This window comes from Streptomyces sp. NPDC046931 (assembly GCF_040644655.1).
Lineage (GTDB): Bacteria > Actinomycetota > Actinomycetes > Streptomycetales > Streptomycetaceae > Streptomyces.
Genome location: NZ_JBEYWX010000007.1, coordinates 41581 through 65423, shown reverse-complemented (window position 1 = coordinate 65423; position 23843 = coordinate 41581). Strand labels below are relative to the sequence as shown.

General features: G+C 71.2%; 21 protein-coding genes. 12 read left to right on the top strand and 9 right to left on the bottom strand.

The genetic code is table 11. The features are described 5' to 3' along the window. Positions 1-71: 71 nt before the first annotated feature. Positions 72-566, bottom strand: a complete 495-nt coding sequence (locus ABZ876_RS15550; RefSeq protein ID WP_311698275.1) for a DUF3145 domain-containing protein — start codon at positions 564-566, stop codon at positions 72-74. Between the two features lie 249 nt (positions 567-815). Here ABZ876_RS15550 and ABZ876_RS15545 point away from each other — a divergent pair, with 249 nt between their 5' ends. Continuing rightward, positions 816-1718: an SGNH/GDSL hydrolase family protein gene (locus ABZ876_RS15545; RefSeq protein ID WP_361780666.1), complete on the top strand. Its 903-nt coding sequence runs from the start codon at positions 816-818 to the stop codon at positions 1716-1718. A gap of 344 nt (positions 1719-2062) precedes the next feature. Further along, positions 2063-3328, top strand: coding sequence for a pyroglutamyl peptidase (locus ABZ876_RS15540; RefSeq protein ID WP_361780112.1), 1266 nt, complete (start codon positions 2063-2065; stop codon positions 3326-3328). Here the strand turns inward: ABZ876_RS15540 and ABZ876_RS15535 are convergent. Both ABZ876_RS15535 and ABZ876_RS15530 read right to left on the bottom strand, forming a co-directional pair. After that, entirely contained in the window at positions 3315-4127 is an 813-nt protein-coding gene (locus ABZ876_RS15535) for an EI24 domain-containing protein (protein WP_361780109.1), read from the bottom strand. The two genes, ABZ876_RS15540 and ABZ876_RS15535, sit on opposite strands and share 14 nt — an antisense overlap. Positions 4128-4261: 134 nt before the next feature. Continuing rightward, entirely contained in the window at positions 4262-5284 is a 1023-nt protein-coding gene (locus ABZ876_RS15530; protein ID WP_361780106.1) for an NADP-dependent oxidoreductase, read from the bottom strand. Positions 5285-5431: 147 nt separating this feature from the next. Here ABZ876_RS15530 and ABZ876_RS15525 point away from each other — a divergent pair, with 147 nt between their 5' ends. Next, positions 5432-5866, top strand: a complete 435-nt coding sequence (locus ABZ876_RS15525) for a MarR family transcriptional regulator (RefSeq protein WP_361780103.1) — start codon at positions 5432-5434, stop codon at positions 5864-5866. 155 nt (positions 5867-6021) lie between these two features. On the opposite strand, the gene ABZ876_RS15520 is transcribed toward ABZ876_RS15525, so the two are convergent. Continuing rightward, a complete protein-coding gene (locus ABZ876_RS15520; protein WP_361780100.1) occupies positions 6022-6813 on the bottom strand; it encodes a hypothetical protein in 792 nt (263 codons plus the stop codon). A gap of 201 nt (positions 6814-7014) precedes the next feature. Here ABZ876_RS15520 and ABZ876_RS15515 point away from each other — a divergent pair, with 201 nt between their 5' ends. The 4 genes from ABZ876_RS15515 to ABZ876_RS15500 all read left to right on the top strand — a co-directional run bounded on the left by ABZ876_RS15515 (position 7015) and on the right by ABZ876_RS15500 (position 12299). After that, positions 7015-8172 carry a mandelate racemase/muconate lactonizing enzyme family protein gene (locus ABZ876_RS15515; protein WP_361780097.1) on the top strand — a complete coding sequence of 386 codons (1158 nt, stop codon included), beginning with the start codon at positions 7015-7017 and terminating at the stop codon, positions 8170-8172. Further along, positions 8169-9170, top strand: a complete 1002-nt coding sequence (locus ABZ876_RS15510; protein WP_361780094.1) for an alcohol dehydrogenase catalytic domain-containing protein — start codon at positions 8169-8171, stop codon at positions 9168-9170. The genes ABZ876_RS15515 and ABZ876_RS15510 overlap by 4 nt, the downstream gene beginning before the upstream one ends. 262 nt (positions 9171-9432) lie before the next feature. Next, complete coding sequence (locus ABZ876_RS15505) at positions 9433-11115, top strand: histidinol-phosphate transaminase (RefSeq protein ID WP_361780091.1); 1683 nt, start codon at positions 9433-9435, stop codon at positions 11113-11115. A gap of 470 nt (positions 11116-11585) precedes the next feature. Next, the gene (locus ABZ876_RS15500) at positions 11586-12299 is read left to right on the top strand and encodes a LysM peptidoglycan-binding domain-containing protein (protein WP_361780089.1); all 714 of its coding nucleotides are present in this window, start codon (positions 11586-11588) and stop codon (positions 12297-12299) included. A 62-nt stretch (positions 12300-12361) separates the two neighbouring features. On the opposite strand, the gene ABZ876_RS15495 is transcribed toward ABZ876_RS15500, so the two are convergent. The 3 genes from ABZ876_RS15495 to ABZ876_RS15485 form a co-directional block, all read right to left on the bottom strand. Next, a complete protein-coding gene (locus tag ABZ876_RS15495) occupies positions 12362-13759 on the bottom strand; it encodes an MFS transporter (RefSeq protein ID WP_361780086.1) in 1398 nt (465 codons plus the stop codon). After that, positions 13756-14592 carry a methyltransferase domain-containing protein gene (locus ABZ876_RS15490; protein WP_361780083.1) on the bottom strand — a complete coding sequence of 279 codons (837 nt, stop codon included), beginning with the start codon at positions 14590-14592 and terminating at the stop codon, positions 13756-13758. Before ABZ876_RS15490 ends, ABZ876_RS15495 begins: the two co-directional genes overlap by 4 nt. A gap of 73 nt (positions 14593-14665) precedes the next feature. Then, positions 14666-15163: an ATP-binding protein gene (locus ABZ876_RS15485; RefSeq protein ID WP_361780080.1), complete on the bottom strand. Its 498-nt coding sequence runs from the start codon at positions 15161-15163 to the stop codon at positions 14666-14668. Between the two features lie 181 nt (positions 15164-15344). On the opposite strand from ABZ876_RS15485, the gene ABZ876_RS15480 reads away from it, so the two are divergent. The 5 genes from ABZ876_RS15480 to ABZ876_RS15460 all read left to right on the top strand — a co-directional run bounded on the left by ABZ876_RS15480 (position 15345) and on the right by ABZ876_RS15460 (position 21339). Beyond that, positions 15345-16130, top strand: a complete 786-nt coding sequence (locus ABZ876_RS15480; protein WP_361780663.1) for a helix-turn-helix transcriptional regulator — start codon at positions 15345-15347, stop codon at positions 16128-16130. After that, entirely contained in the window at positions 16127-16312 is a 186-nt protein-coding gene (locus tag ABZ876_RS15475; protein WP_361780077.1) for a DUF397 domain-containing protein, read from the top strand. Before ABZ876_RS15480 ends, ABZ876_RS15475 begins: the two co-directional genes overlap by 4 nt. Before the next feature lie 59 nt (positions 16313-16371). Continuing rightward, complete coding sequence (locus ABZ876_RS15470; protein ID WP_361780074.1) at positions 16372-17079, top strand: TetR/AcrR family transcriptional regulator; 708 nt, start codon at positions 16372-16374, stop codon at positions 17077-17079. 10 nt (positions 17080-17089) lie between these two features. Next, positions 17090-18256 carry an NAD(P)/FAD-dependent oxidoreductase gene (locus ABZ876_RS15465; RefSeq protein WP_361780071.1) on the top strand — a complete coding sequence of 389 codons (1167 nt, stop codon included), beginning with the start codon at positions 17090-17092 and terminating at the stop codon, positions 18254-18256. A gap of 125 nt (positions 18257-18381) precedes the next feature. Continuing rightward, on the top strand, positions 18382-21339 hold the full coding sequence (locus ABZ876_RS15460; RefSeq protein WP_361780068.1) for a beta-galactosidase: 2958 nt from the start codon (positions 18382-18384) through the stop codon (positions 21337-21339). Between the two features lie 15 nt (positions 21340-21354). Here the strand turns inward: ABZ876_RS15460 and ABZ876_RS15455 are convergent, their stop codons facing one another. Both ABZ876_RS15455 and ABZ876_RS15450 read right to left on the bottom strand, forming a co-directional pair. Continuing rightward, positions 21355-22590, bottom strand: coding sequence for a CoA transferase (locus ABZ876_RS15455; RefSeq protein WP_361780065.1), 1236 nt, complete (start codon positions 22588-22590; stop codon positions 21355-21357). Positions 22591-22595: 5 nt separating this feature from the next. Next, entirely contained in the window at positions 22596-23822 is a 1227-nt protein-coding gene (locus ABZ876_RS15450; protein ID WP_361780063.1) for an acyl-CoA dehydrogenase family protein, read from the bottom strand. Positions 23823-23843 lie beyond the last annotated feature (21 nt).

Genomic DNA, 23843 nt, shown 5'->3' with positions numbered 1-23843 from the left:
GGGGGCCCTTTCGTACGAACGGGGGACGAGCGAGGGACGGACGGGACGGAACCGTGGAGGGTGACGGCCGGTCAGACGACCTGGTGCAGCCACCGGACCGGCGCGCCCTCGCCCGCGTAGCGGAACGGTTCCAGCTCGTCGTCCCACGGCTTGCCGAGCAGCTTGGCGAGTTCGGCCTCCAGCTCGCTCTCGCCGCGCTGGGAGCGCACCAGAGCGGCCCGCAGCCGGTCCTCGGGGATCAGGATGTCGCCGTGGATGCCGGTGACCGCGTGGAAGATCCCGAGATCGGGGGTGCAGCTGTAGCGCTCGCCCTCGGCGGTCGGGCAGGGTTCCGCGGTGACCTCGAAGCGCAGCAGGTGCCAGCCGCGCAGCGCGGAGGCGAGCTTGGAGGCGGTGCCGGCCTCGCCCTGCCAGGAGAACTCGGACCGCCAGGTGCCGGGCGCGGCGGGCTGCCGGATCCAGTCGAGGTTGACGCGCGTGCCCAGCACGCCCGCGACTGCCCACTCGACATGCGGGCACAGTGCGCGTGGCGCGGAGTGCACGTACAGGACTCCACGTGTCGTCACCTGAACCTCCGGGCAGACCGCGACATCTTGTAACTTTACGGATCGGGCGTGGCAGGGCGGCCACGGGGCGAGGCTACCGTGCGGCGGCGCAAGGAGTGTGACGTACCGTCGGTCCCGGCACTCCCGAACCCCGAGGTTTCACCCAAGGGGACGCGGGGCTGACCCAGCGTGTTCGAAGCGCTGCCGAACGACTGCGGATGAACCGTGCACGGACCGACCGCCGTGGACGACGAGCGAGGGGACCAGGGGATGCGGAAAGCGGGGCGTCGCTCTCGGACTGTCGTCGCGATGGCGGCGGCGGCCGTCCTGGGGCTTGCGGGCTGTGACGCCTCGGGCGGGGACGGGGCCGTTCGCCGGGGAAGCACCGCGCAGGCGCATCCGTCCCCGAGGCCCACTCCGGTCTGGGACCGCTCGCCCGGCTCGATCGCCGCCGTGGGCGACTCCATCACACGGGGCTTCGACGCCTGCACCGTGCTGTCCGACTGCCCCCAGGTGTCCTGGGCGACGGGCAGCGACACCGCTGTGGACAGTCTCGCCGTACGGCTGCTCGGGGTGACCGGGGCCGCGCAGCGCAGCTGGAACTACGCGGTGACCGGGGCCCGGATGGCGGACCTGCCCGGGCAGATCGCGCAGGCAGTGCCGCGGAAGCCGGAGCTGGTGACGGTGATGGTGGGCGCCAACGACGCCTGCCGCTCCACCGTCTCCGCGATGACCTCGGTTGCCGGCTTCCGCGAACAGTTCCAGGAGGCGATGGACGACCTGCGCGAGGCGCTGCCGAAGACGCAGGTGTATGTGTCCAGCGTGCCGAACCTGAAGCGGCTGTGGTCGCAGGGCCGCTCCAGCCAGCTGGGCAAGCAGGTGTGGAAGCTGGGTATCTGCCCGTCGATGCTGGGGGACGCGGACGCGCTGGACGCCCGGGCGACCAAGCGGCGCGACGCGGTGCAGAAGCGTGTGGAGGCGTACAACCGGGTCCTGAGGGAGGTGTGCGTCAAGGACCGGCGGTGCCGCTTCGACGGCAACGCGGTCTTCGACTACCGCTTCGGGACGGGACAGTTGAGTCACTGGGACTGGTTCCATCCGAGCCGGGACGGTCAGGCCCATCTCGCCGAGATCGCCTATCGCACCGTCACCGCGAAGGACCCCGTGACCTAGGGTCTTTCGTTTGGATCAGGCCAGACCCCGCGAGCCCGGCGTGATCCAAACGAGAGGCCCTGGGGCGCGTCGCCCGGAGGGCGGTCCCCTCGGTGGCGCGGGGCCCCACGAGCCCCGGTCCAGGGGTCAGGTCCCGGACCGGGGCTGCTCGTGGGGAGACCTGTCCCGGGTGAGACGTTAATCGCCGTGATGACGTGGCGGTCGGCGATCGGGCGTCCGGCCGCAACCTCGTACGAACCCTTCACAACCCGGCGCCACGCACCGTGGCCCAGGTCACGTCCGTCACGCGATACTGCGGGGCGTCCGGCAGCACGCACGCCACGGCGACGGAAGGACGACAATCCGTGCATTCCATACGCGTTCGGATAGGCATCCTCGGACTGGCCCTGCTCGCGGGGCTCACCGCCCCGAGCACCGCGACGGCGGACAGCGCCCCCTCGGCGACCGTCGAGGAGCAGCGTCTCGACCGGGCCGTTCCGCAGGAGATCCTCCGGCGTTCCGGCTTCGACTCGATGGCACCGCGGTTGGCGCGGGCGCTCGCGGAGGCCCACTCGTACCCCCAGGCCGAGCGCGCGGTCGTCCGTCAGGGGTCCCTGCTGTGGCGGCGGGCCGTGGAGCGGGCGCAGCAGCGGGGGCCCGCCGGCGGTGACCTCAGCCGTGACGACGACCGGCCGCTGTACTGGGCGCGGCTGGGGATGAGCCGGGAAGTGCGGGGCTGGGAGCCGGAGTTCGGGCTGTCGGACACGCAACGAGCCCGGCTGCTGTCGGAGTTGGAGGTCTCCTCGCGCGGGCAGGACTCCGTCCGCTTTCCGCGCGCCAGGGCCGTGAAGCGGATCCTGGTCACCGGTTTCGACCCGTTCACGCTGGACCGGGACATCCGGATCTCCAACCCGTCCGGGGCCACCGCGCTCGCGCTCGACGGCACCGTGATCCAGACGGTGGACGGCCCGGCGCGCATCGAGGCCGTCGTCTTCCCGGTGCGCTGGCAGGACTTCGCCGAGGGCACCGTGGAGCGCACCCTGCGGCGGCAGCTGCCGCGCGTGGACCTCTTCACGACCGTGAGCCAGGGGCGTATCGGCCGCTTCGACATCGAGCGGACCAATGGGGCGTGGCGGGGCGGGTTCCCGGACAACGACGGGATCGGCCGGACGGAGACGGTCCCGGTCCCCGATCCGGCCACCCAGCCGCAGTGGACGTCGACGACCCTCCCGTACCGGGCGATCATCTCCGCGGACACCGGACGCTTCCCCGTCTTCGACCACACGGAGGTCACCGAGATTCCGGCGGGCGGCGGCGATCCCGTCGTACGGCCGGACGGCCCGACCCCCGGGTCGACCGCCCGGGCCGGGGGCGGCGGCAACTATCTCTCCAACGAGATCGCGTACCGGGCGACGCTGCTGCGGGACCGGCTCGGGCTGCACGACCGGCTGCCGGGCGGGCATGTCCACACTCCGGTCCTCGAGTTCGGGGCGGGGAACACGGACCCGGCGACCGGAACGGTCACCGACCCGGCGTTCGTACGGAACCGGCTGGACATCATCGCGCAGGTACGCGCGATCGTGACGGCGGCGGCGAACGCGACGTTCGCAGCCGGGGTCAGGAGCCGCTGACCGGCTCGCCCTCGTCGGCGTCGGCGTCCTCGTCGCCGTCCCGGCCCCCGGCCGTCTCCTCGCCCAGCAGGTCGCGAGCGAGGAGCGTGGCGCCCGCGACCGCGCCCGGCATCAGGAAGACGGCGACGAAGGGCACCAGGAAGGCGAGTGCGAGGGGTGTGCCGAAGCCCCATACGAGCAGCTTGCGGGAGCGCAGCAGGGTGAGGCGGTCGCGGAGTTCGACGCCTCGGCGCTGGAGGGCGACGGCGGTGAGTTCCTCGGTGAGGAAGAAGCCGGTGACGAAGAATCCGATCACCGGGACGACGGTCTGGCCGACGACCGGGAGGAAGCCGAGGGCGAAGAGCAGGACGCCCCAGAGCGCGGCCCGGACGAGGATGCGGAGGCTGTCGCGGGCCGAGATCCACAGCTCGCGGTGGAGGGGCAGGCCCGACTGCGGGGTGGTGCCGTCCGGGGAGACGTCACGGTCGACCCGCTCCGAGAGGCTCTCGTAGAAGGGCTGGCCGACGAGGAGGGTGACGGCGGTGAAGGTGAGGACGGCGAGGAGGAGGGCGAGGGCGAAGAGGACGACGGTGAGGAGGCCCCGGAAGAGGCCGAGCCAGGGGCTCGGCCAGTTGTCGGCGAACGGGGTGGCCCAGGTGACGGCGTCGTCGCCCCAGACGGCCAGGGCGGTGAGCGCGGCCGTGTAGAGCACGAGGGTTATCAGCCCGGGCAGCAGGCCGAAGCCGTACTGCCTGTCGTGCCGGGCCATCCACCGCTGGCCCTCGAGCAGACGGCCGAATCCCACCCCAAGATCGCGCATGGGGGGAACTTTACCGAGTCGGCGGTGAGCCGCCAGACCCCGTGGCCGAGCAGAGGCAAAGGCCGCGCCCCACGTCCAGGGGCGCGGCCTTCGTCGTACGCAACGACCCTGGTCGGCGCACGTCACGGGCTCCGTCAGAGCTTGACGATCATCTTTCCGATGTTGTCGCCGCGCAGGACCCCGAAGAACGCCTCCAGGTTGTTCTCGATGCCCTCGACGACGGTCTCGCGGTACTTCAGCTCGCCGGAGCGGATCCAGGGGCCGACCTCCTGGACGAACTGCGGCTGGAGGTCGTAGTGGTCGCTGACGAGGAAGCCCTCGATGCGGCCACGGGTCTGGATGAGCCGGGCGAGGTTCCTCGGGCCGGGGGCGGGCTCGGTGTCGTTGTAGACCGAGATCATGCCGCAGACCGCGATGCGGCCGTCCCGGTTGAGGGAGCCGATGGCGGCCTCGAGGTGGTCGCCGCCGACGTTGTCGAAGTAGACGTCGATGCCGTCCGGGGCGGCCTGGCGCAGCTGTTCGCTCACGGGCCCGCTCTTGTAGTTGAAGGCCGCGTCGAAGCCGTACTCCTCGACCAGGAGCTTGACCTTCTCGTCCGAACCGGCGGAGCCGATGACGCGGGAGGCGCCCTTCAGCTTCGCGATCTGCCCGACCTGGCTGCCCACGGCGCCCGCGGCACCGGACACGAAGACGGAGTCGCCCTCCTTGAAGGCGGCGGTGCGCAGCAGGCCGGCGTAGGCCGTGAGGCCGGTCATGCCGAGCACGCCGAGGTACGTCGACAGCGGCGCGGCCTCCGGGTCCACCTTGACGGCGTTCTTGGCGTCCACGACCGCGTACTCGCGCCAGCCGAAGAAGTGCAGGAGGTGATCGCCGGGCTCGATGCCCTCGGCGTTGGAGGCGACGACCTCTCCGACCGCGCCGCCCTGCATGGGCTGGTTCAGCTCGTAGGGGGCGGCGTAGGACTTGGCGGCGCTCATCCTGCCGCGCATGTACGGGTCTACGGAGACGTACTCGTTCCGCACGAGCACCTGGCCTGCGCCGGGCTGCGGCACCTCCGCCTCGACCAGGGCGAAGTCCTCGGGCTTGGGCCAGCCGACCGGGCGGCTGAGCAGGTGCCATTCGCGGCTGACGGCGGGGAGGGCGGGGGTGTCGGACATGGGGGCCTTTCCTCGGGTGCTGCGTGCGGCGGCTCGGTCGGTTCGGGTACCGAAGGCTCCGGTGGCGGATACCGAATACTTCAGCACCTTAAACAAAGATGCTCCTGAATATTTCAGCTTGTCAAGTAAAGCGGTACCCTGGACGCCATGGCCGCGCAGAAGACACCCCGCATGGACCCCCTGACGCTGGAGGTCGTGGAACTCATCGGCTCGGTCGTGGCCCGCTACCACGAGGAGTACGAGGAGGCGGCGGGCGAGCACGCGCTGACCGGGGCGCAGGCGCGGCTGCTGAGCCTGCTGTCGCTGGAGCCGCTGCCGATGCGGCGGCTGGCGCAGAAGCTGAAGTGCGAGCCGTCCAATGTCACCGGCATCGTCGACCGGCTGGAGGCGCGGGGACTGGTCGAGCGCCGCCCTGACCCGGCGGACCGCCGGGTGAAGGTCGCCGCGGCGACGGACGAGGGCCGCCGGCTGGCCCGCAGCCTGCGGGACTCCCTGGACTTCGCCCGCGAACCCCTGGCGGGACTGTCGCACGAGGAGCAGCTGGCCCTGCGGGATCTGCTGCGCCGCATGCTCAAGGCGTAACTCTCACCGCGGGTGCGTACCGGGAGGGCGGACGGGGGTGCCAGGCGCACCACAACGGGCGCTGCGTGCACCACAACAACCACAACAGGCGCTGCGTGCACCACCAAAGGCGCTGCGTGCACCACCAAAGGCACCGATTCGCACCCCGGCGGGTGCTACGTGCACCACCACAGAAACCGGTTGCACGTTTTCGTCGGCGACGGCTGAGGGCGCGGGCTCGTCGGTGCCGGATCCGCCGACGGGGCCGCGCTCGGGGCCCTGGTCGCCGTCGCCGTGGGGCGAGCTGCCGGGCGGTCCGGGCGCCCGGTCGGGGTCGCCGACGGAGTGACCGCATCCTGCTTGCCGGGCTTCTTGTCCGTCGCCGACGCGGACGGCGACGCGGAGGCGGAGGCGGAGGAAGAGGCCGACGCCGATGCCGCACCCCCGGTTCCCTGTCGCTCGGTACCGCCGGACGGTCCGGTCGTCTCCCCTACGGCGGCCGCGCCGTCCGCACTCTCGTCCCCCGCGGTCGCGGTCTTCGGGGTGCTTCCCGGCGCCTCTACGCCGAGTTCGGCCAGGCTCAGCCCGCCCGCCGCCAGCAGCAGCCCGGCACCCACGAACAGGACCCGCCGCCGGCGCCTGCGATGCGCGGCGGCCTTGCGGTCGCGACGGCCGGACCGAGTCCCGCGGCCGCCGTCACGGTCCACGGACGCGCCGCGCCCCTGGGCGCGTCGGCGATTCTGTGCCCGTCCGGGCCGTGCGGCACGGTCCTCCGAGGACGCCGCCGACTCGCCGTAGCCGTCCGCGTCCTCGGGGTGCTCGTCGCCCCCGTCGCGGCCGAGGGCGTCGCCGAACGGACGGGCGTCGTCCTCGTCGGCGTACGCGCGAAGTTGCTCGACCGGTGTGCCGCACCCCGGGCAGGCAAGGGCGCCGTTGAGGTGCCTTCGGCACGGGTGGCAGTAGTCCATGACGCGGGAAGACTAGATTCCGCACTGGTCACGTTCCTAGGCCCCACTGTGAAGGTTCTGTGGGAAACCGAAAAAACTCTCGACTGCCGTGCCAAAACCGTTACCGGTCCGACCCACTGACACCCCCCACACCCCCTCCTTACTGTCACGCCAATATTCCGAACGCATGACGAAATATCGAACAGCTGGGAGGCAAGTGCCGTGCGCATCACCGGAATCAGCACACACGTCGTCGGGACCCCGTGGCGCAACCTGACGTACGTCCAGGTGCACACCGACGAGGGCATCACCGGAGTCGGCGAGACCCGGATGCTGGGCCGCACCGACGCGCTGATCGGCTATCTGCGGGAGGCGGAGGCCAACCACATCCTCGGTTCGGACCCCTTCGCCGTGGAGGATCTCGTCCGCCGGATGAAGTACGGCGACTACGGCCGTGCGGGTGAGATCGTCATGTCCGGCATCGCGGTCGTCGAGATGGCCTGCTGGGACATCAAGGGCAAGGCTCTCGGCGTCCCCGTCTGGCAGCTGCTCGGCGGCAAGGTCACCGACAGGGTCAAGGCCTACGCCAACGGCTGGTACACCACCGAGCGGACCCCGGAGGCGTACCACAAGGCCGCCGCGGAGGTCGTCGCCCGCGGCTACAAGGCCCTGAAGATCGACCCCTTCGGCACCGGGCACTTCGAGCTGGACCACGAGCAGACCCTCTACTCGGTCTCCCTGATCGAGGCGGTACGGGACGCGATCGGGCCCGGCACCGAGCTGATGCTGGAGATGCACGGGCGCTTCTCCCCCGCCACCGCCGTCCGGCTCGCCCGCGAGATGGCGCCCTTCCAGCCGGCCTGGCTGGAGGAACCGGTCCCGCCGGAGAACCTCAAGGCGCTGAAGAAGGTCGCCGAGAAGGTGGATCTACCGGTCGCGACCGGTGAGCGCATCCACGACCGGATGGAGTTCCGGGAGCTGTTCGAGAACCAGGCCGCCGACATCCTCCAGCCCGACGTCGGCCACATCGGCGGCATCTGGGAGACCCGGAAGCTGGCCGCCACCGCCGAGACCCACTATCTGCTGGTCGCCCCGCACAACGTGGGCGGTTCCGTGCTCACCGCGGCCTGTCTCCAGGTCGGCTTCACCTCGCCGAACTTCAAGATCCTGGAGCACTTCAACGACTTCGCCGACGCGGAGATCAAGAAGGTGGTCAGGGGCGCTCCGGAGGTCGTCGACGGCTACTTCCACCTCTCCGGCGCCCCCGGCCTCGGGGTCGAGCTGGACACCGACGCGGCGGCCGAGTCTCCCCAGCAGCAGGCCCGCTTCGACCTGTGGGCCGACGGCTGGGAGCAGCGCAGGCCCAAGGGGACGAGGTGAGCACCGCGGTCGTCGTCGAGGCACCGGGCGCACACCGTCTGGTCGCCCACGAGCCCGTCGGCCCCGGTCCCGGCGAGGCCCTGGTCCGTGTGCACGCCGTCGGCCTCTGCGGCAGCGACCGCGAGGTGTACCAGGGCAACCGGCCCGAGGGATACGTCCGCTATCCGCTTGTTCCGGGCCACGAGTGGTCCGGCAGGGTCCAGGCGGTCGGCGCCGAAGTGCCCAGGTCGCTGGTCGGCCGCAAGGTCGTCGGGGAGGGCTTCCGCAACTGCCAGGTCTGCGACCGCTGTCACGCGGGCGAAACGACGCTGTGCACCGCGGGGTACGAGGAGACCGGCTTCACCCGGCCCGGCGCGATGGCCACCACGCTGACGCTGCCGGCGCGCCTGCTGCATGTCCTGCCGGACGGTGCCGATCTCACCGCCGCCGCGCTCCTGGAACCCGCCGCCTGCATCGCGGCCGCGGTGCTCAAGGCGAACGCGCGGCCCGGTGAGCGGGTCGCGGTGGTCGGCACCGGCACGCTCGGCATGTTCGCCGTGCAGTTCCTCAAGGCCGTGTCCCCGGCCGAGCTGCTGGTGGTCGGCACGGGAAGGGAACGCGAGGCCCTGTCCCGGAGTTTCGGCGCCACCGGCTTCCGCACCCTTCAGGATCTCCCGGACGACGTCGATGTCGTCGTCGAGGCCGCCGGGTCCGCGTCCGCCGCACGCACCGCCGCCCGTCTGCTCAGGCGTGGCGGACGCCTCGTCCTCACGGGCATCCCGGCACCGGGCGCCGAGGGGCTCGACCCCACCGATCTCGTCGTACGGCAGCTGGGGGTGCACACCGTGTTCGGGGCGCCGCCGGACGCCTGGGCGCACGCCGTGCGGGCCTTCGGCGCCGGACTGCTCGATCCGCTGCCGCTGGTCACGCACGAGCTGCCGCTCGCCGGGTTCCCGGAGGCCATCGAGCTGGTGGCGTCCGGCGACCCGAAGCTCGGAAAGGTCCTGCTGTGGCCGTGATTCCTCCCGGCCGTGCGCCGGTGCCGGGTTGGCCGGCGAGCGCCGTGCCGGGGTGCCACCCGTGCTTTTCGCACCCTGAGACGCGAACGTTGTGCGCACCGGGAACCCTTCGTGCGACCCGGCGGAACCCGCACTCCGTGCACAGCGGTTGAACAGCGCCACGTCCGTCTCCGTATGAGTGGGTGGCCCGCGCTCCCCCGCGCGGGCCACCCGAAGACGACGGGCCGCCGTCCCCCACGGGCCCGCCCCATACGGAGGTTCCATGGCCGACAGCGTCACCTCGCTGTTCCGTAGCACCGCGGCGCACAGCCCGTCGATGGCGGCGCTGACGCGGGAGGGCGGCGACGGGACGGGGCCCGTGGACTTCTGTATCCCCTGCAACCCCTACTTCCCCACGCCCGCCATGTTCGAGGAGATGGCGGGCAAGCTGCGCGAGATCATCACCTACTACCCGAGCAGCGCCGACACGATCACGGCCGAGCTGTGCAATCTGCTCCAGCTGCCTCCCCAGTGCGTGGCCATGGGCAACGGCTCCACCGAGCTGATCACCTGGATCGACCATCTGCTGGTCCGCGAGTCCCTCGCCGTCCCCGTCCCCACCTTCGGCCGCTGGACCGACCAGCCCATGGAGACCGGCAAGCGCGTCGACATGTTCCCGCTCCAGGAGTCCAGCGGCTTCGCCCTGGACCTGGCCCAGTACGCCGAGTTCATCCGCAAGCGCGGCACCCGCGTCGCCGTCGTCTGCAACCCGAACAACCCCGATGGCGGGTTCGTGCCCCGGCAGACGCTCGTGCAGTTCATGGACGCGATGGCGGACCTGGACCTGATCGTGATCGACGAGTCGTTCCTGGAGTTCGCCGACGCCGAGAGCGAGCCCAGCGTCGTCCAGGACGCCGTGATGCGCCCCAACGTCGTCGTGCTGCGCAGCCTCGGCAAGAACTTCGGCCTGCACGGCATCCGCTTCGGCTACCTGGTCGCCAACCCGTCGCTCGCGCAGAAGATCCGCTCCATGCTGCCGAAGTGGAACCTCAACTCCTTCGCCGAGCATGTGGTGTTCATGCTGAGGGAGCACGGCGCCGAGTACATGGAGAGCCTGCACCAGGTCCGCCGGGACCGACTGGACATGTCCCGCCAGCTCTCCCAGCTGCCCGGTCTGACGGTCTACCCGTCGCAGGGGAATTTCCTCTTCGTGCGTCTTCCGGTGGGCGCCGAGGGCACCGTGGTCCGCGACCGGCTGCTGTCCGAGCACCGGATCCTGGTCCGCGAGTGCGGCAACAAGATCGGTTCATCCAGCCGCTTCCTGCGGCTCGTGGTGCGCCCCGAGGTGGACGTGCGTCGCCTGGTGTCCGCCCTGGAGCAGGTGCTCTACGGGACCAGGAGGGGAGCCGCCGTGCCCGAGCTGAGCACAGGGACCAGCTACAGCTCGGGTACGGCGGCGGTGGACCGGCTCGTCAGCCAGACCAACGGCGCGGGTGTCACGGGGCTGGCCTCCCAGGCCGCGGCGATGCCGCGACTGGCTCCGGGCTCGGCGCCCGCACCGGCCCCGGCACCCGCCGCGGCTTCACCGGCTCCGATGCCCGCACCAACCCCGCTGCCGATGCCCGCACCGGCCCCGCTGCCGATGCCCGCACCCGTGCCCGCCGCGGTCCCGCCGCCGGTCCAGGCCCCCGCGCCGGCCCCGGCCCCGATGCCCGCGGCCGCCGCACCCGCACCCGCTTCCGTACCGGGCATGCCGCCGGGGATCGCCCCGGCCGCCGCGGCCGGTCTCCAGCCGGTTCCGCAGACCGGCCTGCCCGGACTCGCGGCGGCCGCGCAGAACCGGCGCGGCATGCCCGCCGCGGGCGGGCTCACGGCCGCCCAGGTCCGCGGCCGCACCCAGCCGGAACCGGTCCCGGAGCCCACCGGCTGGCCGGCGGCGGGAGCGATGTACAACCAGGTCGGCTGAGCCCCAGCCGCACTACCGGACGCCGCCGGCGGCCATGAGGACAACCTCGTGGCCGCCGGCGGCGTCGGCCTTTGTGGCCCGACCCGTCGACACCACATGTCCGTTTTGAGTAAGTAAAGCACGAAAGCTTGTTTTGCCGTAATTAGTGTCATTGCACCTTTTGCCATTAAAAATTCTGCTTGAGTGCGATCGCAAAGCAACCCATTCCCGTTTTCAGAGCGGCGTGATGCACTTCACTTACGAAGCACCCTAGTGCTTTACCCGGGTCTTAATCTCCCGGATTCACCCCGCAAACCCCTGTCTGATCACCTGTGGCAACTAGCCTGGTTAGTAAAAGGGGTAATTGTTTAGTTATTCCCAGCGGCTAAGAATGTGTCCGCCGCAGGGCACCGCAAACCAAATGCGGTGCTGTTTGTCGAGAGGTACCGGCAACTGCGCACGATGCAATCCCCTGGAATGAGGACCGCACCATGCCCCGTCATGCCGCCAAGCGCTCGTCTCGGACGCGCCGAATCTCCGCCGGTGGCGCCGTCACCGTCGGCACGTTCGCCATGGCCGCCACGGCCGTGTTCGGGACGGCCGTGACCGCCCACGCCGCTCCGGCCTCCACGGCCGTCACCGCACCGGCCGGGCACGCCGCGACCACCTACACCGTCAAGAAGGGCGACCACCTCGCCTCGATCGCCCGCACCCTCAAGGTGCCCGGCGGCTGGCCGGCCATCGCCTCGGCCAACGGCCTGACGAGCCCCTACGTCATCTACCCGGACCAGGTCCTGACCCTGCCCACCGGAACCACCAAGCCCGCCACGGCGGCCAAGCCCGCCACGGCGAAGCCCGCCACGGTCGCCGGGAACCAGGCCTACGCCAACAACCTGGACGGCTGGATCAAGCACTCCCTGGCGGTCATGAGGCAGAACGGCATTCCGGGAAGCTACAACGGCATTTACCGCAATGTGATCCGTGAGTCTTCGGGCAACCCGAGGGCGATCAACCTGTGGGACTCGAATGCCGCCAAGGGCATCCCGTCCAAGGGTCTGCTCCAGGTGATCCAGCCGACGTTCAACGCGTACCACGTGCCGGGAACCTCGTGGGACATCTACGAGCCGGTCGCCAACATCACCGCCGCGTGCAACTACGCGTACCACCGCTATGGTTCGATCGACAATGTGAACGGTCCCTACTGATCGAATTTTCGACTGCAAGGTGGTGGCGGCGCGATGCCGCCACCACCTTCGTCATACCGCCCTTACCTCTCTTGGGAATTGGGCTTCGCCGACACACACAGCCAGGCGAGCCCCGCGGCCGTCAGGTAGCCGAGCGCGCCGACGGCCATGCTGGTGCGCAGCCCGGCGTGGTGGTCGGCGCCGGTGGCGAGCAGGCTGCCTCCCAGTGCCACGCCGGTGGCACTGCCGATCTGGCGGGTCGTGTTGAACAGGGCGGACGCCGCCCCTGAGTACGCCGGGGGCACGGCACCCATCGCGGTGGCGGTGGACCCGGTCAGGGCGAAGGACGTACCGAACCCCGCGGCCGTCATCGGTGCCACCAGCAGCGCATAGGCCGGATCGGCTCCCGCCGCGGCCCAGCCTGCCAGTCCCAGCGCGGCCAGGAGCATGCCGAAGACCACCAGTGGGCGGTCGCCGGTACGGCGGGTCAGCCGCCCGGACAGCACCGAGGCGAACATGGTCATCGCCACGGCCGGGAACAGCGCCGTCCCGGTCTTCAGGGCGCTGAAGCCGCGCTGGTGCTGGAAGTACAGGCTGGCGGTGAACAGCATGCCGTAGAAGCCGAAGTTGAACAGCAGGCCGATGGCGGCCGCGCCACTCATCGCGCGCGAGCGCAGCAGGCCGAGCGGAAGGACGGGGGACCGTGCCAGCCGCTCCCGCACCGCGAACACCGCGGCGGACACTGCGGCCAGGCCCATCCCGGCGAGAACGGCGGGGTCCGCCCAGCCGCGCCGTCCGGCCTCGTTCAGCGCGCCGGTCAACAGGGCCACCGCCGCCACCACCGCGCACTGCGCCGGCCAGTCCAGAGCCCGGGCGGGCTGCCGGGGCGAGGGCGCCACGTGCCGCAGGGTCGTCCCCAGGCAGGCCACGCCGACGGGCAGGTTGATGAGGAAGACCCACCGCCAGCCCAGCGTCGAGACCAGCAGCCCGCCCAGCAGCGGCCCGGCGGAGGCCGCGATCCCCGCCATGGAGCCCCACAACCCGAAGGCCCACGACCGTGCGGCCGGCGCCGGGTAGGCCTGCTGGAGCAGAGCCAGGGACCCGGGCACGATCAGCGCCGCCCCCAGCCCCTCCACCAGCCGCGCCGCCACCAGAAAGGGCGCGCTCGGTGCGAACGCGCACGCGGCCGAGGACACCGTGAAGACCACCACGCCCCAGCAGAAGACCCGGCGGTTTCCCAGCCGGTCGCCCAGCGCGCCACCGCTCATCAGAAGCCCCGCCAACGCCAGGGTGTATCCGTCCGTGATCCACTGGATGCCGGTGAGCGAGGCGGAGAGATCCCGGCCCACCACCGGAACGGCGACGTTGATGATCGTCACGTCCAGGATCACCATGAAGTACCCGGCGCACACCGCCAGCAGCGGCGCCGGCCCGGCGGAGGTGGGGTGTCGACGGCGCTGCGTGTCCGGGGACGTGGTCATCGTGGCTGTGCCGGTTTCCGGCCCCAGGCGGTGAGCATCCCGGGGGACAGTCCTGCGCACGTCGGAGATTCCAGCCGGCGCCCGGCCTCGTCGATCACGGCGTCGTCCACCAGGCCCGTCGCCACCATCGCGGCACGTGCCCGGTCCCACGTACGCGCCCAGAACCGGCTGATGGCGCTTCCCGGCTCAAGGGGCGGCACATGGATCTCGGCGGCCACGGACTCCAGCCCGGCGGCGAGCATCAGCTCGGGACAGCGCGGTACCCACGTCACATCGGTGCCGATCGTGTCACGCAGCCCTCGCCACATCGCCCGCATGGCGAGGGTGTACGGCGTGTCCGGGGCGCCGTCGGTCGTCAGGTCCACCGCGTCGCTCAGCACCAGTACACCTCCCGGCGCGACCAGCCCGGCGAGCCGCCGGACCATCCGCGCGGGAGACGGCAGGTGCATCAGCACGAACCTGGCGTGGACGAGATCGAAGAGCCCCGGCTCGAAGCGGTCGGAGGTCACATCCGCCTCGAGCGCGGTCAACCCCGCGACGGGCTCGGACGTGAGAAACCGGATGTCCCGGTCCACCGCCACGACCTCGCTGACACCCGCCTCGCGCAGAAGCGAGCGTGCCACCGTCCCGGTTCCGGCGCCCACGTCCAGACAACGCCAGTCCGGGCCGGCACCCAGCTGCCGCAGCCGCGCGATCGTCGTGGCGTCGAAGGCGAGTGCCGCGAGGTCGATCCGCTCCGACTCGCCCTCGTCCTGTGGGCGGAAGACCTGCTCGCCGTAGCGCCCAGGGCTCGCGGATCCCCGAGGAACCCGGAAGCCGCCTTCACCTGCCACCCGTCCATTGTCGTGGCCGGACACGGACCGTACACCTTGTGGGACTCCCCGAGGTCCGAAGCCCGGCCCCGCTTCAGTCGGCCGTAGCTCCTCCCGCGGGAGCCCGGGCCAGGGACAGCCACCTCGGCACGTCCACCTCGGCGCGTACGGTCTTGCCGGGCGGCGGGTCCCGGTCCAGCACCTCCCACCGGGCAGCGAGCGCGTCGACGAGGACGAGTCCACGGCCGGACTCCTCCAGGGCCGCGGGGGGCCGTACGCCGCCCGGGCCCGGCGGGCAGGGCGGTCCGCTGCGGGTGTCGCTGACCTCGATACGGACGCTGCCCGTGACGAGGGAAAGACGCAGCTCGAAGTCCCGCCCCGGCACCCGGCCGTGGGTCACCGCGTTCGCGGCGAGTTCGGCCACGATCGCGGCGGCGGCGTCGGAGGTGTCCGTGCCGTGCGGGATGCCCCACGCGTGCAGCTCTGCCAGGGCGAGCCGACGGGCGAGGCGGGCACCACGCGGTGTGGCGCTGAAACGCTGCGAGAACATACGTACGGTAACCGTGCGTTGGGGGACGGATGGTGCGGTCATGCGCTCAATCTGACGGCCGGGGAGGGTGTTTCACCAGGTCGACGCCGCGTACGCTGCGGCAGCGTACGCGCTCACACGCTGGACAGTACCCGTGACTGCCCGTAACCATGTGTGCGGGAGGTGGCGGACTGTGGTCGATGGCGCGGTGGGTACGGGCGGGGAGCCGGAATCCTAGGGCAGCCTGCGGACGTTCGGGGCGGTGATCCAGGCCCTGCGGGAGCACGCCGGGCTGAGCCGGGAGGAGTTCGGCGAACAGGTGCGGTTCTCCAAGCACACGGTCGCATCCGTGGAGTTGGGCCGCCGCATGCCCGACCCGGCATTCGTGGAGCGGGCGGAGGAGGTGCTGGGGAACACGGGTGCGTTACGGAAGGCGGCGGAACATCTGGCGCGGCAACCGGGGTTGGCGGCGTGGTTCCGGCAGTGGGCGCGGATGGAGGGGACGGCCATCACGTTGTACACGTATGAGTGCCGGTTGGTCCCTGGGCTGTTGCAGACGGAGGCGTACGCGCGGACCTTGTTCACCGAGCAGTTGCCACCGCTGGACGACGGGCAGATCGAGGCCCAGTGGGTAGCGCGAGCCGAGCGGCAGCAACTACTGCGGAACCGACAGAACACGGCCTTCGACTTCATCTTGGAGGAGCACTTGTTCCGGCGGCGCACAGGCGGTCCGGAGGCCACCCGAGGGCTTATCGATCACGTTCTGAACATGGCCAGGTTGCGGAACGTCGAAATCCAAGTCATGCCGACGCGACGGGAGTCGCACGCCGGGCTCGACGGTCCTATGCAGTTGCTGGAGACCCCCGAAAACAAGTGGTTCGCCTACTGCGAGGGGCAGCGAGGCGGCTTGCTCATCTCGGACCCGAAAGAGGTCAGCGTGCTCCAAAGGCGCTATGCCAGGATGCGCTCACAGGCTCTCACCCTTGAAGACTCCGTGGGCCTGTTGCAGCGGATGCGAGGAGACCTATGAGCGCAACCGAACTGACCTGGTTCAAGAGCAGCCACAGCAGCGGCGGCGACGGAGACTGCGTCGAAGTCGCCCTCACCCCCCTCACCGTTCACGTCCGCGACTCCAAGAACATCCAGGGCCCCCGCCTCACCCTCACCCCGGCCGCCTGGACCGACTTCCTCTCCTACGCCACCCGGGACTGAAGAACGAACATGTTCGTCACGAACTTGTTCGCGACGAACATGTTCGTTAGCTTGGGGGTATGACAGCGCACCCCCCTGCCCCCCGCAGCCGCCGCGACCGCCCCGCCAAGCCCGCTCTCACCCGGGACGGCATCGTCGACACCGCCGTCGCGCTCATGCGTGCGGAGGGCCTGGAACGGGTCACCATGCGCCGCCTGGCGCAGGAACTCGACACCGGTCCGGCCTCGCTGTACGTCTACGTCCGCAACACCGCGGAACTGCACGCGGCCGTCCTGGACCGCCTGCTCGGCGAGGTGGACCTGTCCGCCGCCGGGGCGGAAGGCGACTGGCGGGAGCGGCTCGTGCGGCTGCTCACCTCGTACGTCGACGTCCTGTTCGCGCATCCGGCGCTGGCCCGCGCGGCCCTGGTGGCCCGCCCCTCCGGGGAGCACTACCTCGATCTCGTGGAGGCGGTCCTCGCCCTGCTCGCCGAGGGCGGGGTGCCGTCCGCGCGGGCGTCTTTGGGCCTCGACCTGCTGTTGCAGTACGCGACGGCGAGCGCGGCCGAGCACTCCACCCAGGGGCAGACACCCGAGACGAAGGACGACTGGGACGCGCTGACCCGGGCCCTGCGGGACGCATCGCCCGACCGGCACCCGCAGATCGCCGCGCTGGGCACGACGCTGCTGTCCGGAACCGGCGAGGAACGCCTGGCCTGGGGTTTCCAGGTGCTGATCAGCGGCATCGCGGCGGCACCCGAGCCGCCCACCACACCGCGTACTCCCTGAGGAGGCCACCATGTCCACCCACCACGCCGTTGCCGTAGTCGGCGCCGGTCTCGGCGGTCTCGTCGCGGCCCGTGTGCTCCATGTGCACGGCGTCGAGGCGGTCGTCCACGAACGCGATGCCTCCCCCGCCGCCCGCTCCCAGGGCGGCATGCTCGACATCCACGAGGAGTCGGGGCAGGCCGCGCTGCGGGCCGCCGGGCTCTTCGAGGCGTTCCGCGCGATCGTCCACTCCGGCGGGGAGGAGTTGCGCGTCCTCGACCCGGACGGCACGGTCCGCTTCAAGGACGTCGAGGAGAGCGGCCGTCCCGAGGTCGACCGCAACGACCTGCGCCGCATCCTGCTGGACTCGCTGCCCGAGGGCACGGTCCGCTGGGGCGCGAAGGTGACCGGCGCGCGTTCCCTGGGCGACGGACGCCACGAGGTGGCGCTCGCCGACGGCTCCCTGTTCACCACCGACGTCCTGATCGGCGCGGACGGCGCCTGGTCCCGGGTCCGCCCTCTGCTCTCCCCCGACCTGCCCGCCTACGCCGGTGTGTCCTTCGTCGAGACGGACCTGCACGAGGCTGCCGTACGGCACCCCGCGACGGCCGAACTCCTGGGCGGCGGCATGATGTTCGCGCTCGCGGACGGCAAAGGGCTCCTCACGCACCGGGAGACCGACGGCTCCATCCATACATACGCGGCCTTCAAGGTGCCCGAGGACTGGCTGTCCGGTTTCGACTTCGCGGCCCCGGACTCGGTCAAGCAGGCGCTGCTCGCGCACTTCGAGGGCTGGGACGACCGGCTGCGCGCCCTGATCGCCGACGCCGAGGGTGCGCTGACCCCGCGTCTGATCCACGCGCTCCCGGTGGGCCACCGCTGGGCGCACGCGCCGGGCGCGACGCTCCTCGGCGACGCGGCCCATCTGATGTCGCCGTTCGCGGGCGAGGGAGCGAACGCGGCACTCCAGGACGGCGCGGAACTCGCCACGGCCCTGGCGGCCCACCCGGACGACCTCGACGCCGGTCTGCTCGCCTACGAGAAGGCCCTCTTCCCGCGCGCGGAACAGGCCGCCGCCCGGTCGGCCCGGGGCCTCGACCTCCTCTTCGGCCCGGACGCCACCCGGAACATGGTCGCCATGATGGGCGGACTCGACTCCCAGGGGTCTTCCGGGACGGCGCGTGGACCGCTCCCCTGAGTGACGGTCGGCTCCGGCGCCGCTCTTACCGCGTAATCCTCCCGCGCCGAACTCCTCATGAACCCGTTGCCGGGCCTGCTCCTGTGCACAATGGCCGCACCCGCGCCCCGTCGAGGAGAACAGCCTTGGTGTTGAGCAGACGTACCTTCAGCGCGATCGCCGGCACCGCAGCGCTCGGGCTCTCGCTCGGCGGGAGCGGTGAGGCGTGCGTGGCGGCCGCGACCGCCCCGACCGGTCCGGCGCCGGGCACCCCGGGCGCGGACGGGCGGACGCACACCGTCGGCTTCGACCGGTACTCGATGATCGTCGACGGCCGGCGGGTGGTGCTGTGGTCGGGCGAGATGCACCCGTTCCGGCTGCCGAGCCCGTCCCTGTGGCGGGATGTGCTGCACAAACTCCGCGCGCATGGCTACAACACGGTCAGCGTCTACGTCTCCTGGAACTACCACTCCCCGGCACCGGGCTCCTACGACTTCACGGGCGTGCGCGATCTGGACCTGTTCCTGCGTACGGCCGCCGAGGCGGGGCTGTATGTGATCCTGCGCCCTGGCCCGTACATCAACGCCGAGGTCGACGCGGGCGGCTTCCCCGGCTGGCTGACCGCCACCCGGGGCACGGCCCGCACCGCCGACCCGACGTATCTGCGGCATGTGGACGAGTGGCTGACCGCCGTGAACCGGATCGCGGTACGGCATCTGTACACCAGGGGCACCGGCACGATCCTGCTGTACCAGCTGGAGAACGAGTACGCGAACCACGTCACCGAGGACACCGGCCGCGCCTACATGGCCCACCTGTACCGGAAGGTCCGCGCCGACGGCATCGACGTACCGCTGTTCCACAACGACAAGGGCAGGAACGGCGACTGGGCACCCGGCACATTCGACACGGGCGGTGAGCGCGGCCGGTGGCTCTACGGCTTCGACGGCTATCCGTCGCCGTTCAGGCCGCCACCGGACTGGGGGTACTTCGGCCGCGGCGGGCGGAAGGGCGGATCCACGGCCAGTCCCGAAACCCCCGGTTTTCTCGCCGAGTTCGGGGGCGGCTGGTTCGACCCGTGGGGCGGCGCCGAGTTCGGCGGGAAGGGGTACGCCGAGTCACGCCGCACCCGTGGCGCGGCCTACGAGCGGCGCTTCTACCTGACCAACCTCGCCAACGGCATCACGCTCCACAACGTCTACATGACCTTCGGCGGCACCTCGTGGGGCTGGCTGCCCGCGCCGGTCGTCTACACGTCGTACGACTACGGGGCCGCCCTCGACGAGGCCCGGCAGCCCACCGCCAAGCTCGTCCCCATGCACCAGATCGGGCAGCTGCTGCACCACTTTCCCGACCTGGCCAAGCTGGACCGGGCGGAGGACATCTCCGCCGACGCCCCGGGGGTCAGGGTCTACCACCTCGTCAACCCCGACACCGGAGCTCACATCCTTGTGCTCCGCAACGACGGGTCCACCGACACCGTCGCCGCGGTCCCGCTCGCCGGGACGACCCTCCAGGTGCCGGTACCCGCCCTGGACGCCCGGCTGCTGGCCGCCGGGATCTCCCTGGGCAGGCGGACGCTGCGCCACTCCACCGCACAGCCCATGCTGCGCCTGGCCGCCGGGCGCCAGGACGTCGCCGTGTTCACGGGCCGCCAGGGAGAGGTGACCGAGACCGTCCTGGAGTGCCCGGACAAGCCGGCGGTCACCGTGCTGGAGGGCGCGGCCGACTGCGCATACGACAACGGCGCCCTGCTCGTACGCGCCCGGCTCGACGGCCTCACCAGGATCGCGGTGACGGGCGGAGGAGCGGCGGCCCCCCTGCTCCTGCTGCTCGCCGACGACAAGACATCCGTACGGCTGTGGCCCCGTACCACCCCCTCGGGACCGGTCCTGGTGTACGGGCCCGCTCTGCTGCGCACCGCCGTCCTGCACGGCACGACCGCCGAACTGACCGGCGACACGACCGAGGAGGCGGACCTGGAGGTGTGGGCGCCGCGCGGGGTCGTCGCGGTCGCCTGGAACGGGACCCGGCTGCGCACCCGCGTCACCCGCTCCGGCAGTCTGCGCGCCGAACGGCGGCTGCCCGGCGCCGGTGCCGTGCGGCTGCCCCCGCTGACCGAGTGGCACCGCAAGGCCGAGAACCCCGAGTCCGCCGCCGGCTTCGACGACTCGGCCTGGCGGACGGCCGACCTGACCACGTCCGCCGCCACGACCCCCGTGCCCGCCGGAGCACCCGTCCTCTTCGCCGACGACTACGGCTTCCACTACGGGGACGTCTGGTACCGAGGCCGCTTCGACGGCACGGCCGGTACCCGGTCGGTCTCCCTCTCCTACATCACCGGCACCCAGGGCCTGTTGATGGCGTGGCTGGACGGCAGACCACTGGGCACGCACCGGATGCCCGTACCCGACGCGAAGACCGTCCGCCAGGGGACATGGACGGCCTCGGCGACGTTCCCCGTCGCCCCGGGAAGCGGGCCCCACGTCCTCTCGGTCCTCGTCCGCCGTATGCAGCACGACCAGGACGGCCGGGCGAACGACACCCACAAGGCGGGCCGGGGTCTCGTCTCCGTCACCTTCGACGGCGCCTCCCCCGCCCCCGCCGTGCGCTGGCGGATCCAGGGAGAGGCGGCCCCCGATCCCGTGCGCGGCCCGCTCAACAACGGCGGTCTGTACGGGGAACGGCAGGGCTGGCATCTGCCCGGCTTCCGCGGCCGCGGCTGGAAGCCCGCGCACTTCCCGCGCGCCGAGCGGCGGCAGGGTGTGGTCTGGTACCGGACGCGGTTCCGTCTGTCCGCCGCCCCGGGCACGGACGCGTCGATCGGCCTGACCCTCATGGACGACCCGGCCCGCGCCTACCGGGTGCAGATCTTCCTCAACGGCTGGAACATGGGCCAGTACATCAACGACGTGGGACCCCAGCACACCTTCGTCCTGCCGAACGGGGTGCTCGACACCCGAGGCGTCAACACGCTCGCACTGGCGGTCCTGTCCGACGGAACCACACCGTCGGGCCCGGGCAGGGTGGAGCTGACGCTTCTCGGCCGAGCGGCCGGAGGAGTCCCGGTGACGCTGGTGAACTCCCCCGGGCCCGCTCGGTAGGGCCTGCCTTCCAGATCAGCTCGGCGTCGCCTCCTGCCCGGGCGCGCCGGGAATCACTCCCGCGGCGCGCAGTTTTGCGATCTCGGCTGTGCCGAAACCCAGCTCGGCGAGAATCTCGCCGGTGTGCTCGCCCAGCTCCGGTGCTCGCCTCGCCTGCACCTTGGCCACGCCGCGGACGTTGACCGGGCTGTTGACGGTGTACTCCAGTCCGGGGACCCCTTCCAGGGGCACGGCGATGTCGTTCGCGGGCAGCTGCGGATCCCGCGCGGTCTCCTCCGGTGTCTGGATGAGGCTGTAGGTGATGCGTTCCCGGTCGAGTACGTCCTTCCAGTAGGCGAACGGCCGCGAAGTGAACTCGGCGTCGAGCAGCCCGGTCAGCGCGGCGGAGTTTGTGATGAAGCCTTCGACGTCCCGGAAGCGCGGGTCCTCGAGCAGCTCGGGATGCCCGACCGCCCGCGTCAGTGCGGGCCAGTACGAGGGCGTGGTGACGAGCATGAACCACTTGTCGTCCTCGCACCGATAGGGATTGACGAGCGGGTTCGCGGGCGCCGTCCGGTCGTGCAACTCGAAGAACGTGCCTCCGGCCAGCGCGCCGGCCACAAGGGTTCCCGCGGACCAGATGCCCGCGGCCAGCAGCGACGTCCCGACGCTCGCCCCCTGTCCCGTCCGTTCGCGGCGGTAGAGGGCGGTCGTGATCGCCGCGTAGAGGGCGATCGCCGACATGTAGTCACCGCTGCCCCAGACCGGCACCGTGGGCGGGGCTCCCGCGTCGCGGGTCGAGGAGAGCAGCCCGCTGCGTGACCAGAAGGCGGTCACGTCGAATCCCGGCAGCCCGGCGTCCGGTCCGGCGTCCCCGAAGCCGGTGATGTCGGCGTAGACCACCCGGGGGTTCCAGGCGGAGACCTCCCCGTAGCCCAGGTGCAGCTTCTCGCGCGTGCCGTGCGGGAAGTTGGTGATCACCACGTCCGCCCATTCGACGAGGCGCTTGAGGACCCGGCTGCCCGCCGGCGACTTCAGGTCGATCACCATGCCGCGCTTGTTGCGATTGGTCAGGTGCCAGCTGTAGTTGGCCTGTGCGCGCGGGCTGGGTGGCAGGGAGCTCAGTCTCCGCTGGGGATCGCCCTTCCCCGGCGGCTCGACCTTGATCACGTCCGCTCCGAAGTCGCCGAGCATGGTGGCCGCGGCCGGTCCCGCGATAAAGCTCGACGCGTCGAGGACCTTCAGGCCGGTGAAGACGGATTCCGTGGTCATCGTCCTCACCTCACGAAGGCACTGAGACCGCCGGTCACCGCGCGTCCGACGATCAGCGTCTGGATCTCCCGCGTGCCCTCGTACGAGTAGAGGGCCTCGGCGTCGGCGACGAACCGGCCCACCTTGTAGTCGAGGGCGATGCCGTTGCCGGCCGGCAGCTCCCGCGCCCAGCCCACGTTCTCGCGCATCCGCACGGTGCAGTAGGCCTTCGCCAGGGCGGACTGCTCGTCCCGGTAGACCCCGGCGTCCTGCAGCTGGGCCAGGCGCGTCACCATTCCGCACGAGGCCGTGGCGTTGCCGGGCATCTTCACCAGCAGGTCCTGGACCAACTGGAAACCTCCGATGGGGCGCCCGAACTGCCGGCGCTCCTTCGCGTACTGGAGCGCGATCTCATAGGCGCCGAACATCACTCCCACCGCCTGCCACGCCACCCCGCTGCGCGTGCGGCGCGGGATCTCGGCGGTGTCCTTGAAGGAGTTCGCGTTCTGGAGCCGGTTGGCCTCCGGAACGCGGCAGCCCTCGAGCACGATGTCGGCGTTCTGCACGATCCGCAGCGCCATCTTGTGCCCGATCTTCGTCGCGGTGAACCCGGGGGTGTCCTTCTCCACGACGAAGCCGAGCACGTGATGCGTCTCCACATCGCGGGCCCACACGACGACCAGGTCGGCGAAGGTCGCGTTTCCGATCCACCGTTTGGCTCCGTCGAGGATCCATCCGTCGCCGTCGCGTCGTGCGGTCGTCTGCAGACCGCCGGCCACGTCGGAGCCGCCGTGCGGCTCGGTCAGCGCCCAGGCGCCGATCTTCTCGAAGCGGCACATCGCCGGCAGCCACCGTCGCTTCTGCTCGTCGGAGCCGAAGCTGAGGACGGTACCCATGGTCAGACCCGTGTGCACGCCGAAGAAGGTCGCCAGGGACGCGTCGGCGTGCCCGAACTCCAGCGCGAGGAAGCCCGCGAAGAGGTTCTTCGGCCTGGATTCCGAGGAGTCCGGGTCGGCCCAGCCCACAAGACCGAGCCTCCCGAAGCCCTCGACCAGCTGGAAGGGGAACTCGGCCCGGGCCCAGTAGTCGTCGACGATCGGGGCGGCCTGCGTGCGGAGGAACTCCCGGACGGACTCGATCTTCTCCCGCTCCCCGTCCGACAGCAGTTCCGTGTAGGCGTAGAAGTCGGCGGGCAGCAGCCCCCTCTCCAGATACGGACCGGACGGTGTCGGCAACATCGCCGCGACGCTCATCGCATCCTCCCTCGGGCACGG